Here is a 15130-nt window from a genome sequence, read left to right as displayed (position 1 = left end):
CTTGCCCCCCGACCTAGGAGACCCCCTTTAAAATGCTCGCCAAACGAATTTTGCCTTGCCTCGATGTGAATGCTGGACGGGTTGTCAAAGGTGTGAATTTTGTCGATCTCAAGGATGCTGGCGATCCGGTGGAGTTGGCGAAGGTTTATAACGATGCGGGGGCTGACGAATTGGTTTTCCTCGATATTACCGCCACCCACGAAGACCGCGACACCATTATCGATGTGGTCTACCAAACCGCAGAACAGGTCTTTATTCCCCTCACCGTCGGCGGTGGCATCAGTACCACGGCCCAGATTAGAAACCTCCTGCGGGCCGGGGCCGATAAAGTCAGTATCAATTCTTCGGCGGTGCGGAACCCGGATTTTATCAATGAAGCAGCCGAACGATTTGGCAATCAGTGCATTGTGGTGGCGATTGACGCCCGACGTCGGCCAGATCCGGCCAATCCGGGTTGGGATGTTTATGTGCGGGGCGGCCGCGAAAATACCGGCATTGATGCCCTGGGCTGGGCGAAGGAAATGGCCCAACGGGGCGCTGGGGAACTGCTTGTGACGAGTATGGATGCCGATGGTACCCAAGCGGGTTATGACCTCGAACTGACCAAGGCGATCGCCAATGCTGTCGAAATTCCGGTCATTGCCTCCGGGGGAGCGGGCAACACCCAGCATATTTACGAAGCCCTGACGACGGGGAAAGCAGAGGCCGCCCTTTTAGCCTCGTTGCTCCACTATGGTCAACTGACCGTCGCCGAAATTAAGACCTATCTCCAACAGCATCAAGTGCCCGTGCGCCCAACTCAAATCACTCAGTAAGGGGCAGTAATCGTTGGCCATAAACCAAGGCTTGGTGGCAATAAACGAGGCCTTCCGCTCGGGTGGCGATCGCCAAAGGTTTGAGGATCGATTTTTCCTGGGGGAGCACACCAATTTTTGCCTGGAGAGCTGTCGCCACCGCTGCCTGGGCATAGGGGGGAATTTCTTCCTGATCTGCGTAGTGTTCTGTTAGAGCGATGTCCCCTGGTGGTAAACGCAGGCCCTGGGCGATCGCCACGAGGAGATGGACACGCCGTAGGGGTTGCTGGGGTTGGAAAGTATGGTCAGGAAAACCAGAGAAAAAACAGCCTTGATATCCCTGTTGAATGGCCTCGGCGGCAGGCAAATGGGACGGCACATCGAAAAATTGTTTCCGGGGCCGTCGGGGACTAGGGTGAAACATGGCTTGGATCCACAGGGCAAACTGGGCGCGATTGAGGGGCTGATCGGGGAAAAATTGGCCCCGGGCTGAACCGTGAATGTAGCCAAGATTGGCGATCGCCTGGATAAAGGGTTTGGCCCAGTGGTTTTGCACATCGCTAAAGGTCGGCAAATAGGGCAGTGGATCGACCAATCCAGGCGCAGCCAAAACGGGTAATTCCCCCTGCAAAACCAAGGCTTGGTGCAAAAAAGCGGCCATTTCCCCCCAGGTGATCCGCTGGAGGGGTCGCAGATCAATTTGGGGCTGGGTCACGACCAAATGGTGTTGGGTCGCAGCGGCGATCGCCCCCATCACCGTCGAAGGAATCTGGGCATAGTCTCGAAAAGCCCGTAATACCGCTGGATTTCCTGGACTCAACCCTAAACCCCGTACCAACGCTTCTAGCACTTCAAACCGTTTCAGCACAGCTTGGGGGCGAAAGGTGCCATCGGGATAACCCATCAAAAATCCCATGGAGACCGCTTGGGCGATCGCCGCTTGGTCTTGGCGCGCAACATCTGGGAATTCCGGCACAAAAGTGCCCCAGGGCCGAGGTAGATCAAAACATTGGGCTAGCACCCTGGCAAACTCAGTCCGGGTCAGTGGTCGAGCCGGATCAAACCCAGGCCCAAACCAAGCCCCTAAACCCTTGACCATGGCAAGCTGATTACTAAACGGCATCGCCCAATGGTCAGGGGGAGGAACCAGAGGATCAGGATTAGAGCGATTCATATTGGGCATAGTTAGGGATGCAACCGAGGCAAATCACTCGGCCACGGATTGAACACAGGCGCAAATTGTCCCCATGATAGATTCTTCCGCAGGACTTGCCAGATTTTTGTCAGATTATTGAGTCCTGGCCCTTTTCCTTTCTTGAGGTTTGTAACATCCGGAACAAAAAGCCCCAAAATCAATGCAGTAAACTCATTGGGCACATGACAGGAAAACATTTAACCAAGGGGATGACCCATGCGCCTGGAGCAATTGCAAGCATTTTTGGCGATCGCCGCCACCGGAAATTTTGGTCAAGCAGCCCAGCAATGTGGCGTCACCCAATCCACCGTCAGTCGCCAAATTCAAAGCCTTGAGGCCGCCGTCGGGATGCCCCTTTTTCACCGCAGCGCCCAGGTTAAACTCACCCTGGCGGGGGAACGGTTTCTGCCCTATGCCCGCAAAATTTGTAGCAGTTGGGACAATGCCCGTGCCGAAATCAATGATCTCCTCGCGGGCAATCAATCGGAACTCTGCGTCGCTGCCATTCATTCCGTCTGTGCCTACCATCTGCCGCCTGTACTCCAACAATTTTGTCGGATGTACCCCCAAACCCAACTGCGAGTCACCGCCCTCGGTAGCGATCGCGCCCTAAAAGTGCTGCGGGATAGCCTTGTGGATGTGGCCATTGTCATGAATAATCGCTTTCTCACCGCCAGCCCCGATATGGTCGTGATGCCCCTCTACAAAGAAAGCGTTGAAGTCCTCCTCAGTAGACATCACCCCCTCGCCCAAAAGGAGAAATTAAGCTGGATCGATATCGCGAGCTACCCTCAAGTGGTCTTTAAGGACGGCTACGGTATGCAACGCTACGTGCAAGATCAGCTCGCCAACCACGGCCTCGCCCCCACGGCCACCGTTGAACTCAATAGCCTCGATGCCTTCCGTGGCCTGGTACGCCAGGGCGATATGATTGCCCTCTTGCCCCAATCTGCCCTCGTCGAAGCCCGCACTGATTCTGCCCTTGTGGTCAAACCTTTACCCGATGCCATGGATATGCGGGAAGTTGTCCTCGTCACGACTAGCGATCGCCTAGAGATTCCCCCAATTCAATATTTTTGTAGTCTCATTACCCAACTTCTTTCTCAACCGCGCCTCGATACCCTTAGTGCCTAGGTCTCGGTTTAGAAAAAGACCCATAAAAAAATTGCCCCGACCAGGGTCAGAGCAAGGAACTGAGGTGACAGCCCACCATTGGTGTAAGTTAGTTGCCGTCAACTAATTTAGAGATCCACTTCGCTCAGTTCACGGGTCATGTGGTCAAACGGTTCATCGATAAAAGCCGTATTCACAATGCCAGCCGCCGCCGCCATTTCCTTAATCGCATCCTTGAGGAATTGAATTCCCCGAACCGTCGGTGCAATGGGCACCCCTAGGGAATTATAGGTTTCTCTCAAACCCTGTAGGACCCGCTCGTTGAGGACGTCCATATCTCCAGCAATTAAGGCATAGGTGCCATAGCGGAGGTAGTAGTCCATGTCCCGCAAGCAAGCAGAGAAGCGACGGGTCGTATAAGCATTGCCCCCAGCTAAGAGCAGTTCAGGAACCGCTTCAAAGAGACTATTGGCCGCGGCCTTGACGATCTCCGCAGATTGACTATTGATCATCGCCGCAACGGTGATTCGGTCATTCCCCGAAGCAAAGTAGTCTTTGAGGCTCTCGATGGCATCACGGTCAAAGTAACGCCCGGTGGTATCGTAATTTCTGATCAGACTTGTAACAGCGTCCCGCATTAAATTTTCTCCGAACAGCAGTTTTATTAAGCGCGTTTAGAAAAGGATCATCCCAGGGGGATGAGAAGCTTCGTTTTATATTGACATACTCCCATGACTGAAGTACATGGTTTTTCCTTCGGATAAAGACTCCAGGACGAGCCTGTTTTACGTCGCCCAAAGGAGTGGAGGATGTCTTCTCTCGTAATTTTATACGGCATTTATAATCCCAGGTTTCGGGCCGTATTGATTACATTTCTTTAAAAAAAATAATAAAACTGCTCTAAATCTGAGATCTAAAAGACGATTTTTGTTTTTCCCAAGCTGTACCGAGGCTGTGGCCATCCATGTCAGATGGGGCGACTTTCTGTAAATATTTTGGTGAAATTTTGGCGATCGCCTGACCCGGAGCTTTAAATCTAACCTACCCTGACAGTAAACAGTTCCCGGGCCGCAACCAGTGGAGATGTGACCCAGACTACAACGAACTGCCATAACTCTTTCTAGGATCAAGCGAACTGTGTCGGCGTGAATCCCATCGCTTGCCGGATCCTACCAGTGAAGATTAAGAATTGTTTGTGAGGCACCCCACCATGACCCAGACAGCAACCGATGTTCTACGGCTGATCCAAGAGGAAAATATTCAAATTATTGACCTCAAGTTTGTTGATCTGCCAGGCATTTGGCAACATTGCTCGTTTTACCAAGATCAACTGGACGAAGCTTCCTTTGTTGATGGGGTGCCCTTTGACGGTTCAAGCATTCGAGGCTGGAAAGCGATTAACGAGTCTGACATGGCGATGGTGCCTGATCCCACAACCGCTTGGATCGATCCATTTTGTAAAGAAAAAACCCTCAGCCTCATTTGTTCCATCAAAGAACCCCGCACAGGAGAGTGGTACAGCCGTGATCCCCGCAGCATTGCCCAAAAAGCCGTGGACTATCTCACAGCCTCCGGCCTGGGTGATACCGCCTATTTTGGCCCCGAAGCAGAATTTTTCGTGTTTGATGATGTGCGTTTTGACCAGACGGAGAATAAAGGGTTTTATTACGTTGATAGCATCGAGGGTCGCTGGAATTCAGGCCGCAAAGAACCGGGGGGCAATCTCGCCCACAAACCGGGCTACAAACAGGGGTATTTCCCCGTACCACCAACGGATACCCTCCAGGATATGCGCACAGAAATGCTGCTGACCATGGCGAAATGCGGCGTTCCCATCGAAAAGCACCACCACGAAGTCGCCACCGGGGGCCAAAATGAATTGGGGTTTCGCTTTGCAACGCTCCTCAAGGCCGCAGATTATTTGATGACCTATAAGTATGTGATCAAAAATGTCGCCCGTAAGTATGGCCGCACCGTGACATTTATGCCGAAACCACTGTTTAACGACAACGGCTCCGGGATGCACACCCACCAATCCCTCTGGAAAGAAGGTCAACCACTATTTTGGGGCGATCGCTACGCCAATCTCAGTCAACTGGCACTCCATTACATTGGTGGCATCCTCAAACACGCCCCAGCCCTGCTCGCTTTTTCTAATCCCAGTACCAACTCATACAAACGTCTTGTTCCCGGCTTCGAGGCTCCGGTGAATTTAGCCTATTCCCAAGGAAATCGTTCGGCGTCGGTGCGCATTCCCCTGTCTGGGCCAAACCCCAAAGCCAAACGCCTTGAATTCCGTTGCCCTGATGCCACGGCCAACCCCTATCTAGCCTTTGCGGCGATGCTCTGTGCGGGCATTGATGGTATTAAAAACGCCATTGATCCAGGTGATCCCCTAGATGTCGATATCTACGATTTGACCCCAGAGGAACTGAGCAAAATTCCTTCAACTCCCGCTTCCCTAGAAGCCGCCCTCGAAGCTCTCCAGCAGGATCATGATTTTTTAACGGCGGGCGGTGTCTTTACGACAGATTTCATTGAGAATTGGATTGAGTACAAATTAGACGCCGAAGTGAATCCCCTCCGGTTACGGCCCCATCCCTACGAATTTGCCCTTTATTACGATTGCTAAACGGCAACCTAGCTCCATAAAAAATCCCACTGCCGATGGTAGTGGGAAACAAATTAATTTATTTGTGACGACAGCTAGACTAAATGGCTGTGTCGAGTAGTAATGCTACGAAAAATGCTTTAGTAGCGGCTACGGCCACCCCCACGGGAAGCCGGACGACGGTCTTCACGGGGTTTTGCTTTGTTAACCTTGAGGTCACGACCCATCCATTCAGCACCATCTAGGGCTTCAATGGCCGCATTTTCTTCGTCTTCGCTAGACATTTCCACAAAGGCGAATCCTCTCGGTCTGCCAGTTTCCCGGTCAGTGGGAACTTGGACACGGTTTACCTTGCCATATTCGGCGAAGGTTTCTTTTAGGTCCTCATCAGTAACCTGATAGGACAAATTTCCAATGTAAATCGACATAATTAACGAATATTCTTCCGAATCGGAGAATCGTAGAGGGCAGAGATTCGGAAAGCTACGCAGTCAGGAAAACTTTAGACAATCTTACTTAACTGGATCAAATCCTTATCTTGTTACGTCTGATTATAGCTGCTCGATTTGATTTTTAATCAGATGTTTCAATTTTTGAGGGTCTTGGGCAGGGAAAAGTTAATCCTACGACTCTTACTGCAAAAATTCTTTACAATCCTGGGAGGATAAGTTGCTAATTTGGGGGGCATTGTATGGGGTTTCCGGTTGTTTATCATCCTGATTATGTGACGCCGATTCCGGAGGAGCATCGTTTCCCGATGCCGAAGTTTCGGTTATTGCATGGGTTGCTGTTGGGGGATGGGGTGATTCAACCGGAGCAAGTTTACCAACCGCAATTGCCAGATCGAGCCTGGCTAGAACTTGTCCACGAACCGGACTATGTGACGGCCTATTGCCAGGGAACCTTGACCCCAAAGGCCCAACGGCGCATTGGTTTGCCCTGGAGTGCGGGGGTCGTCCAACGGACTTTGACGGCGGTGGGAGGAACGATTTTGACGGCGCAGTTGGCCCTAGAGCATGGGTTGGCCTGTAATACGGCAGGGGGGACACACCATGCTTTTCCGGGCTATGGGTCAGGATTTTGTATTTTGAATGATTTGGCGATCGCCACCCGGACAATTCAGCAACGGGGCTTGGCGCAGCGGATTTTAATCGTCGATCTCGATGTGCACCAGGGGGACGGCACGGCGTTTATTTTCCAAGATGACCCGACGGTATTTACCTTTTCGATGCACTGCGAGGTGAATTTTCCCAGCCAAAAGCAGCGCAGTGATTTAGACCTTGGCCTACCGGAAGGATTGGACGACGATGGCTACCTGCAAATTTTGGCGCACCATCTAGAAGATCTTTTGAGTCAGGTGAAGCCGGATTTGGTGTTTTACGATGCGGGGGTGGATACCCATGTGGGCGATCGCCTCGGTAAATTAGCGATGACGAACACGGGTCTGTATCGGCGGGAACGGCTGGTGTTGAGTACCTGCTTGGCGGCGGGCTATCCCGTGGCCTGTGTGATTGGTGGGGGCTATGCGAAAAATATCCATGACCTTGTATATCGCCATTCCCTGCTCCATCGGGCGGCGCGAGATGTTTATTAAACGGCCAAAAATTCCTGGATGACAGCCTGGCTGAGTTCATGGGTACTCCCAGAAGCAACAATGCCCCCTTTCTGCATCGCGTAGTAACGGTCAGCTTGGCGCACAAAGTGCAAGTGTTGCTCGACTAAAAGCACTGAAATCCCCGTTTCCGCAATAATTTGTTTCACAGCCGCTTCGATTTCTAAAATGATCGACGGCTGAATTCCTTCGGTGGGTTCATCTAGGATTAGTAACTTTGGTCGACCCATTAAAGCGCGGGCGATCGCCAACTGCTGCTGCTGACCCCCACTCAGATCGCCCCCCATCCGGTGCAGCATCTCCTTAAGCATTGGGAATAAATTCAAAATTTCTGAGGGAATATTACTCTTATTGCGACGGCCCTTGGGTAAAGCTTCTAGGCCGAGGAGGAGATTTTCCTTAACCGTAACCCGGGGAATAATTTCTCGTCCTTGGGGAACATAGCCAATCCCAGACCGGGCACGGCGATCCGTCGCGAGGGAATTAATTTCCTGGCCCATAAAACGCAGTTTTCCGGTGCGGGGCGGCAACAATCCCATAATTGTTTTCAGAAGCGTTGTTTTGCCGACGCCATTGCGACCAATTAGACAAACCATCTCCCCTTGGGGCACATTCAAATCCACATTCCGCAAAATGTGACTTTCACCGTAATAGACATTGAGATCAGAAACATTCAGAACTGGGGCATCGTTAGCTTGGGTCATGGTTTCAGAAAAACAAAAAGGGGGAATATTGGCTCCCTAATCATAGACAGGAATTCTCCCCCCATTTCGTAACAAAAACAGCAGTATTTTTTTAAATGCGTCCCGCGCTGCCAGATTTAGAGCTCACCACAATCGGCGATCGCAATTTCCTGTTTTGGGGCACCGCTACCAGAACCCTGGGCTTCCATGGCTTTGACCACATCCATGCCTTCAATAACCTTGCCGAAGACCACGTGCTTACCGTTGAGCCAAGGGGTTAGGGTCGTAGTGATGAAGAATTGAGAGCCATTGGTATTGGGGCCACGGTTCGCCATACTCAGCAAACCTGGGACATTGTGGCGCAGTTCAAAGCTTTCGTCGGCAAAGGTGTCGCCGTAGATGGATTCGCCGCCAGTACCGTTGCCATTGGTAAAGTCTCCCCCTTGGCACATAAATTCAGGGATCACCCGGTGGAATTTAGAGCCTTTGTAATGGAGAGGTTTGCCCCGTTTGCCGATGCCTTTTTCGCCAGTGCAGAGGGCGCGGAAATTTTCAGCGGTTTTGGGGGCAACGTCGGCCCGTAGTTCAAAAACAATGCGTCCGGCACTTTCGCCGCCGATGGTGATATCAAAAAAAACTTTGGGGTTGGGCTGTTCGCTCACGATTACTTGTCCTAAAAAATGTCGTCTCTTTAACCAAATGGTACTGCAAGGGTGGTCAGGGGCGATCGCCTCTTCATTGAGTCAAATGCGCTAGAACGACTCATAATGCCCACCAATCGCAAAGATGTAGACGGCTTGGTCATCAAATTTGTAAATTAGGCGATCTTTTTGACTGATGCGTCTTGACCAAAAGCCCGATAAGTTGTGTTTAAGGGGTTCTGGTTTTCCGATGCCAATGCTTGGATCGTCTCGCAACATATCTTTTAGCACTTTACGTAGTGATTTGTGGAGGGTTGGATTTTTCTGGCGCAATTTTTCGTAGATTTCCCATGTATTTCCCTCAAAAACCAAGGATCTCATCCATTGCCTCCGCGTTGGGTTGATAGCCTTGTTGTTTCGTGTGGGTTTCGAGGGAGTCTTTAATTTGTTGCATGAGAACGTTATTTTGCAATATGTAAAGCGTTTCCTGCTCTCTCTCCCAATCTTCAGCACTGATCACAATAAAATCTTTGCCATTCCGCCGAGTCACCTTAAGGGGAAGATGATCGGCAATTACGGTCTCCACAAAAGATTTCAGGTTTTCACGAAATTGATTGACGCTGACTGTATCCATACTTGTGTGTGTTCAAAAATAAATGTACGGAACTACCGTACATAGTAAGAGATAATTTCGATGGCGATCACCTTTTAGCTGACCTGTTCAATTTGGCGTACAGCGGTCAGGGCAGAATAACTTACCCCAGCTGTACCTTCTCCCGGATGGACAGAATCTCCCACGAGCCAAACATTTTTAAACGGTGTTCTGGTGGCGAATCCAAAGGGCGCAAAGGTGGAAATTCGCTGTCCTACACCGCCAACAAAGCCTTTGTGTCGGGCCGTATAGAAAGCAAAGGTGCGCGGCGTTCCGGCTTCTTGAACAATGATATTTTCTGGGGAAAGGTCAAAATAGCGGCCTAATTTGGCGATCGCCTCCTGGGTGTAACGCTCCTTCCGTTCGGCGTAATCTTCCCCAAACCAGGGATCAGGATCGACAAAAGAAGAGGCGATAATCGTCCGGTGACCCTCTGGGGCGCGACCATCATTCGGCTTACTCACCGAAACAAAGAGAGAATTATTCTCGCCAATTGCTTGGTCATAATCATAGAGAAATTGCAGGTGAGGTGGACAATTTTTGGGAATTGCCGCTTCCTTGACCCCTAAGTAAACAACAAAGGCTCCCGATGGATCTGGCAAATTTTCAATGCGTTTTTGATAGATTTTTTTGAAAATTGATTCGGGCGGATGCTCTGAAATTTTAATTAAATCTTGAACCGTGGTGTTCGCGACTACATGATCAAAAGCTTGTGTAAAAATTTCATTTTGACGCTGATCAAAGACTGTTAATTGAGGCTTGGTTTGACCCAAGTTAATTTCCTTAATGCGGTGGCGAGTGAGTAATTTCCCCCCATGTTTTTCGAGGGCTTCGATCAGGCGATCGCTCAAGGCTTGCATACTACCCTGGAGATGAAATAAACCTTGGGGCGTTTGGGAAACGGCGAGGGCCGTCGCACCGTAGAGTAGTGCGGTTTCGGAACTATCAACTTGGGAGTACAGCTTTAACTGCAAATCCAAAAAAATTTTCAACCTTTGATCTGCCGCAACACCACATAATTTCAACGCGTCTAAAACCGTCATCAAAGCAAAGGGAACTGTGATCAATGTATCTAAACGAAATGCCTTGATTAACTGCAAAATATCCCAAGGATTACGGGGTGGCACCACCGGATCGCGGCCTTGAAATTGCCAACTCGCCGCAAATAAAACCTTTAATAAATTCCAAAAATTTTCGCTTTTGGGAAATTGTTTAAGCCGCTCAACTTCCCATTTTTCAGCATCACGCCAAACATTAATGGGTTCTGTTTCGCCCGGTAAAAACACCGCACAAGCCGGATCACAAACTGTGGCTTCGGGTAAAGCGACGTCCAATTCTTGAAAAATACGCTGGTGAATCCCCCCTGCTTCTAAGCCCGCCACCTGGGTCGCCCCTACATCGAAGGTAAAACCCCGACGCTTAAAAGTGGATGCACAGCCCCCGGCGATCGCCGCCTGTTCATAGACCGTGACATCGTAGCCCCGTTTCGCCAACAGAGCCGCCGCCGTTAAGCCACCAATGCCCGCCCCAATGACCGCAATCTTGCCCTTACTCATCCCGAAACATCCGTTACAATTCTTTACCTTTCCCTATTGTCCAAAATTTTACCTTTCTTGACAAAAAGGCGATCGCCCCTGATAAAGAGAGATTGCCGAACCTGCTACAGTCCGCAACTTGGTAAAGTATTTAGACAGTCACTAAACAGCCCACCCAGAGAAAAGACCTATGTTTGACGCCCTAGCCGAACGCCTAGAAGATGCCTGGAAATCCCTCCGGGGCCAGGACAAAATCAGCGAATCTAACATCAAAGAAGCCCTAAAGGAAGTTCGTCGCGCCCTCCTCGAAGCCGACGTCAACCTCCAGGTGGTCAAGGGCTTTATTTCTGATGTGGAAAAAGCGGCAGTCGGTGCAGAAGTTATTTCTGGCGTTAACCCAGGGCAACAGTTCATCAAAATTGTCTACGACGAACTCGTCAAAATCATGGGGGAAAGCAACGTTCCCCTCGCCGAAGCAGAAAATAAGCCCTCCGTAATTCTCATGGCCGGGCTGCAGGGGACGGGGAAAACCACCGCCACCGCCAAACTTTCCCTCTATCTCCGCAAGCAAAATAAAACCGCCCTGATGGTCGCAACCGACGTTTACCGTCCAGCGGCGATCGATCAGCTCAAAACCCTCGGTGAACAAATTGACGTGCCCGTGTTTGACCTGGGTAGTGACGCCAATCCCGTTGACATTGCCAAACAAGGGGTTGAAAAGGCCAAAGAACTCGGTGTTGATGTCGTCCTCGTGGATACGGCGGGTCGCTTGCAGATTGATGCCGACATGATGGCCGAACTCAAGCAAATTAAAGACACGATTAACCCTGACGATACTTTGTTGGTCGTTGACTCGATGACGGGCCAAGAGGCTGCTAGTTTAACCCGCACCTTCCACGAAGAAATTGGCGTTACCGGGGCCATTCTCACCAAGATGGATGGGGATACCAGAGGTGGTGCGGCCCTATCTGTGCGGATGATCTCTGGTCAACCGATCAAATTTATTGGGGTTGGTGAAAAAGTAGAAGCCCTAGAACCATTCTATCCAGACCGTTTAGCGTCCCGTATCCTCAACATGGGCGATGTGCTGACCCTCGTCGAAAAGGCCCAGGAAGCCGTTGATCTGTCCGACGTCGAGGAAATGCAGGCCAAGTTACTCGAAGCCCGCTTTGACTTTGATGACTTTCTCAAGCAGATGCGCCTGTTAAAAAATATGGGTTCCCTGGGGGGCATGCTGAAGCTCATCCCTGGCATGGGGAACAAGATTGATAAAAATATGCTCGAACAGGGGGAAGTGCAACTGAAGCGCGTGGAAACCATGATCAACTCCATGACCAAGGAGGAGCGCAAAAATCCGGATGTATTAGCCCAAACGCCCAAGCGTCGTACCCGTATTGCCAAGGGCTCTGGGTTATCAGAAAAAGATGTCTCAAAACTCATTGCTGACTTTACCCGGATGCGGAAGATGATGCAGCAGATGGGTCAAGGGGGAGGCTTACCTGGGATGGGTGGACTCGGTGATCTGTTCGGTGGGGGAATGCCTGGGATGGGCGGACGTCCCGGTCGTGGTGGCGCACCGAAGAAAAAGAAAAAGGCGAAAAAGAAAAAAGGTTTTGCTGACCTCTAGGTTTTCGTTGCTACGATGAATGAAATGGTGCCAAATAAACGGAGATTCGTCCATGGCTAGTTTGTATGAAAAGTTAGGCGGCGCAGCGGCAGTTGATCTGGCGGTGGAGAAATTCTACGGTAAGGTTCTGGCCGATGAACGAGTTAATCGTTTTTTTGTCAATACTGACATGGCCAAACAGAAGCAACACCAAAAGGATTTTATGACCTATGCTTTTGGGGGCACGGATCGATTTCCGGGTCGTTCGATGCGGGCTGCCCATCAAGATTTAGTTAAAAATGCGGGTCTAACGGATGTCCATTTCGATGCGATCGCCGAAAATTTGGTGTTGACCCTCCAGGAATTAAATGTGTCCCAAGATTTAATCGATGAAGTCGTCACCATTGTGGGTTCAGTGCAGCACCGCAATGATGTTTTAAACCGTTAGTCGTTAGTATCGATCGACCATTGCACAGTGAAATCAGACGATGGATGGGGAACAATGACCAAAAAGCCCCATCTTTTTTATGGCTATGATTAATTCAGAGCAGTTAAAACCGCCCCTAAAGTGGGCTGGGGGTAAGCGTTGGTTAGTCCCTAAATTACGGTTAATTTGGCAAGGCTACCAAGACTATCAATTAATTGAGCCGTTCTGTGGTGGCTTGGCGATCGCCTTGGGTTTGGTTCCGCAAAAAGCAATTTTAAATGACGTTAATTTTCATTTAATTAATTTTTATCAGCAACTCAAAAAAGGCCTAAAAAGTAGTATTTTAATGGCAAATGATGCTGATTTATATTATCAATGCCGAGACCGTTTTAATGAATTGATTGAAAATAATCAGAGCGAGACCCAAGAAGCCGCGAGTTTATTTTATTATTTAAACCGGACTGGGTTTAATGGCTTGTGTCGATTCAATTCCCAGGGAAAATTTAATGTCCCTTTCGGGCGATATCGTTCGATTAACTATAGGGATGATTTTTTTGCCTACAAAAAGTTATTTCAAGCTTGGCAGTTTCAATGGGGAGATTTCGAGAAAATTCCAGTTGCTGACCATAGTTTTATTTATGCTGATCCGCCCTATGATGTGGAGTTTCGTCAGTATGCTGCCGGGGGGTTTAGTTGGGCCGATCAAGAGCGATTAGCCACCTGGCTGGCAGCACAAACCGCGCCAACAATTGCTTCTAATCAAGCCACGCCCAGAATTTTAGATCTGTATCAAAGTTTGGGTTTTACCGTGACGACCTTAAGCGCCCCACGACGCATTGCCTGCAACGGCGATCGCACTCCGGCTAAAGAGATGCTCGCCTTCCGTAATTTGGCAGCAAAAGATTTGTTGAATACATAGGGTTCATGCAATTTCTGCAACCATTTCAGGCACCCTGTAAATTGTGATACCAGTTTTCCGGCGAGAGGAACTTACCTTGAAGGTCTGTCAACTTTTTATGTCTTGGTAAGGGGAGTGAATTCATGGGGCGAAGAAATACAGCACTGTCTGATGTTGCCCAACCGCCAACACTCCAGGAATTTTTGCAGTTATGTACAATGGCGGATCTTCGCCAAGAACCCACCGCCCAAGCCTGGGCCTTTCAGTTACTCCGGGAAGGGACATTTCAAGAACGCTGGCGACTGGTTAAGGTTTTTGCAAAATTAGGCTCAACAGCGATCGCCCCTCTCCTGAGCATCGCTGAAGATCACACCGCTGAGACAGAATTACGGTGGTTTGCGATTCGTATTTTGGGACAATACCAAGATCCTGAGGCGATCGCCCGTCTGATCTTGCTCATTGACCATTGTTCAGAAGAATTCCTCCTCGAAGAAATCATGAGAACGTTGGTGCAGCTAGAAGGAAAGGCCGTGGATTATCTAGTGCCGCTGTTGGCCAAGCCAGAAAGTCGTAGCCTCGCCGTAAACGCCCTTTGTAAATTACGCTATCCGCAAATTATTGATCCCCTGCTGACGGTCATTGATGATCCAGATCCGCAAATCCGTTCCTTAGCCATTGAAACCCTCAGTCAATTTCGCCAACCAGAAATTTTTACCGCCCTGTTGTCTGCCCTCACAGATACGGCGGCCCCAGTGCGTCGGGAAGCAGTTAAGGGTTTGGGCTTTTGGGGCCAGTCCATTGATCCGGTTTTGTTGTGCGAAAAAGTCCAGCCGTTGCTCTACGATTTCAACCTGGAGGTTTGTGCCCAGGCCGGGTTTACCCTCAGTCGTTTTCCGATTCCCCAAGCTGCCGAGGCGATCGCCACCGTGCTGCAATCCCCCCATACGCCCGAACCATTACAATGTAACCTGATCCAAGCCCTCGGTTGGTTAGCCATTCCAGAAAGTTTAACCCAGCTCGAACCCTTGCTTCACCATGGGGCTGACACAGTGGTTTTAGAAACTCTCAAGGCATTTGGCCGAATCACCGAACCGAACCTGCGGGGGCAGGGAACAACAATTTTGCTGCAGTTTTGGCAAAAGGTTTCCCAGCCCCAACCCCTGCCGATTCAACAAGCATTCATTTATGCCCTCGGCCAGCTCCAGGATCCCCGCGCCCAGGCTTTACTAACTGCCTTTAGCCAAAGCCTCGAAAAACCGATCCAACTCCATGCGATCGCCGCCCTGAAAAAAATTGGCATCGCCGCAAGTTCCGAAGTTAGCTGATTTTTAGAAGCCAATCAGTTAAGCTAATTATTTCTTAA

16 protein-coding genes are annotated in these 15130 nt (G+C 50.0%); 8 read left to right on the top strand and 8 right to left on the bottom strand.

Annotated elements, in window-relative coordinates:
* Positions 1-32: 32 nt before the first annotated feature.
* Positions 33-815 (top strand): imidazole glycerol phosphate synthase subunit HisF, encoded by a 783-nt coding sequence (hisF, locus tag AWQ23_RS08380; RefSeq protein WP_012307249.1) that lies wholly within the window; start codon positions 33-35, stop codon positions 813-815.
* Here hisF and AWQ23_RS08375 read toward each other — a convergent pair.
* Positions 805-1977 (bottom strand): S-layer homology domain-containing protein, encoded by a 1173-nt coding sequence (locus AWQ23_RS08375; RefSeq protein ID WP_062434349.1) that lies wholly within the window; start codon positions 1975-1977, stop codon positions 805-807. The two genes, hisF and AWQ23_RS08375, sit on opposite strands and share 11 nt — an antisense overlap.
* Positions 1978-2205: 228 nt before the next feature.
* Between AWQ23_RS08375 and AWQ23_RS08365 the strand changes: the two genes are divergently transcribed.
* The gene (locus AWQ23_RS08365) at positions 2206-3123 is read left to right on the top strand and encodes a LysR family transcriptional regulator (protein WP_012307245.1); all 918 of its coding nucleotides are present in this window, start codon (positions 2206-2208) and stop codon (positions 3121-3123) included.
* Between the two features lie 107 nt (positions 3124-3230).
* Here AWQ23_RS08365 and apcB read toward each other — a convergent pair whose 3' ends face one another.
* Positions 3231-3740, bottom strand: a complete 510-nt coding sequence (gene apcB / locus AWQ23_RS08360; protein ID WP_062434343.1) for an allophycocyanin subunit beta — start codon at positions 3738-3740, stop codon at positions 3231-3233.
* Between the two features lie 572 nt (positions 3741-4312).
* Here apcB and glnA point away from each other — a divergent pair.
* Complete coding sequence (gene glnA / locus AWQ23_RS08355; RefSeq protein ID WP_062434340.1) at positions 4313-5734, top strand: type I glutamate--ammonia ligase; 1422 nt, start codon at positions 4313-4315, stop codon at positions 5732-5734.
* 119 nt (positions 5735-5853) lie between these two features.
* Here the strand turns inward: glnA and AWQ23_RS08350 are convergent, their stop codons facing one another.
* The gene (locus tag AWQ23_RS08350) at positions 5854-6141 is read right to left on the bottom strand and encodes an RNA-binding protein (protein WP_012307242.1); all 288 of its coding nucleotides are present in this window, start codon (positions 6139-6141) and stop codon (positions 5854-5856) included.
* A 263-nt stretch (positions 6142-6404) separates the two neighbouring features.
* On the opposite strand from AWQ23_RS08350, the gene AWQ23_RS08345 reads away from it, so the two are divergent.
* Positions 6405-7307 carry a histone deacetylase gene (locus AWQ23_RS08345; protein ID WP_030006984.1) on the top strand — a complete coding sequence of 301 codons (903 nt, stop codon included), beginning with the start codon at positions 6405-6407 and terminating at the stop codon, positions 7305-7307.
* Here AWQ23_RS08345 and urtE read toward each other — a convergent pair.
* From urtE to crtD, 5 genes are all read right to left on the bottom strand, one after another.
* Positions 7304-8029: an urea ABC transporter ATP-binding subunit UrtE gene (urtE, locus tag AWQ23_RS08340; protein ID WP_030006985.1), complete on the bottom strand. Its 726-nt coding sequence runs from the start codon at positions 8027-8029 to the stop codon at positions 7304-7306. The two genes, AWQ23_RS08345 and urtE, sit on opposite strands and share 4 nt — an antisense overlap.
* A 116-nt stretch (positions 8030-8145) precedes the next feature.
* The gene (locus tag AWQ23_RS08335; RefSeq protein ID WP_062434336.1) at positions 8146-8670 is read right to left on the bottom strand and encodes a peptidylprolyl isomerase; all 525 of its coding nucleotides are present in this window, start codon (positions 8668-8670) and stop codon (positions 8146-8148) included.
* Between the two features lie 90 nt (positions 8671-8760).
* The gene (locus AWQ23_RS08330; protein ID WP_062434333.1) at positions 8761-9030 is read right to left on the bottom strand and encodes a Txe/YoeB family addiction module toxin; all 270 of its coding nucleotides are present in this window, start codon (positions 9028-9030) and stop codon (positions 8761-8763) included.
* A complete protein-coding gene (locus AWQ23_RS08325; protein ID WP_062434330.1) occupies positions 9011-9283 on the bottom strand; it encodes a type II toxin-antitoxin system Phd/YefM family antitoxin in 273 nt (90 codons plus the stop codon). Before AWQ23_RS08325 ends, AWQ23_RS08330 begins: the two co-directional genes overlap by 20 nt.
* 74 nt (positions 9284-9357) lie before the next feature.
* Positions 9358-10857, bottom strand: coding sequence for a C-3',4' desaturase CrtD (crtD, locus tag AWQ23_RS08320; RefSeq protein ID WP_062434327.1), 1500 nt, complete (start codon positions 10855-10857; stop codon positions 9358-9360).
* A 169-nt stretch (positions 10858-11026) separates the two neighbouring features.
* Here crtD and ffh point away from each other — a divergent pair, with 169 nt between their 5' ends.
* The 4 genes from ffh (at position 11027) to AWQ23_RS08300 (ending at position 15092) form a co-directional block, all read left to right on the top strand.
* Positions 11027-12463, top strand: a complete 1437-nt coding sequence (gene ffh / locus AWQ23_RS08315; protein WP_062434324.1) for a signal recognition particle protein — start codon at positions 11027-11029, stop codon at positions 12461-12463.
* A gap of 52 nt (positions 12464-12515) precedes the next feature.
* Positions 12516-12890 (top strand): group 1 truncated hemoglobin, encoded by a 375-nt coding sequence (locus tag AWQ23_RS08310; RefSeq protein WP_030006991.1) that lies wholly within the window; start codon positions 12516-12518, stop codon positions 12888-12890.
* Positions 12891-12969: 79 nt separating this feature from the next.
* A complete protein-coding gene (locus tag AWQ23_RS08305) occupies positions 12970-13788 on the top strand; it encodes a Dam family site-specific DNA-(adenine-N6)-methyltransferase (protein WP_083500700.1) in 819 nt (272 codons plus the stop codon).
* Positions 13789-13910: 122 nt separating this feature from the next.
* Positions 13911-15092, top strand: coding sequence for a HEAT repeat domain-containing protein (locus AWQ23_RS08300; RefSeq protein WP_062434318.1), 1182 nt, complete (start codon positions 13911-13913; stop codon positions 15090-15092).
* Positions 15093-15130: the final 38 nt, after the last annotated feature.

Source organism: Picosynechococcus sp. PCC 73109 (genome assembly GCF_001521855.1).
Lineage (GTDB): Bacteria > Cyanobacteriota > Cyanobacteriia > Cyanobacteriales > MRBY01 > MRBY01.
The sequence above is the reverse complement of the archived record's forward strand: the minus strand, read 5'-3'. Positions and strand labels throughout refer to the sequence as shown.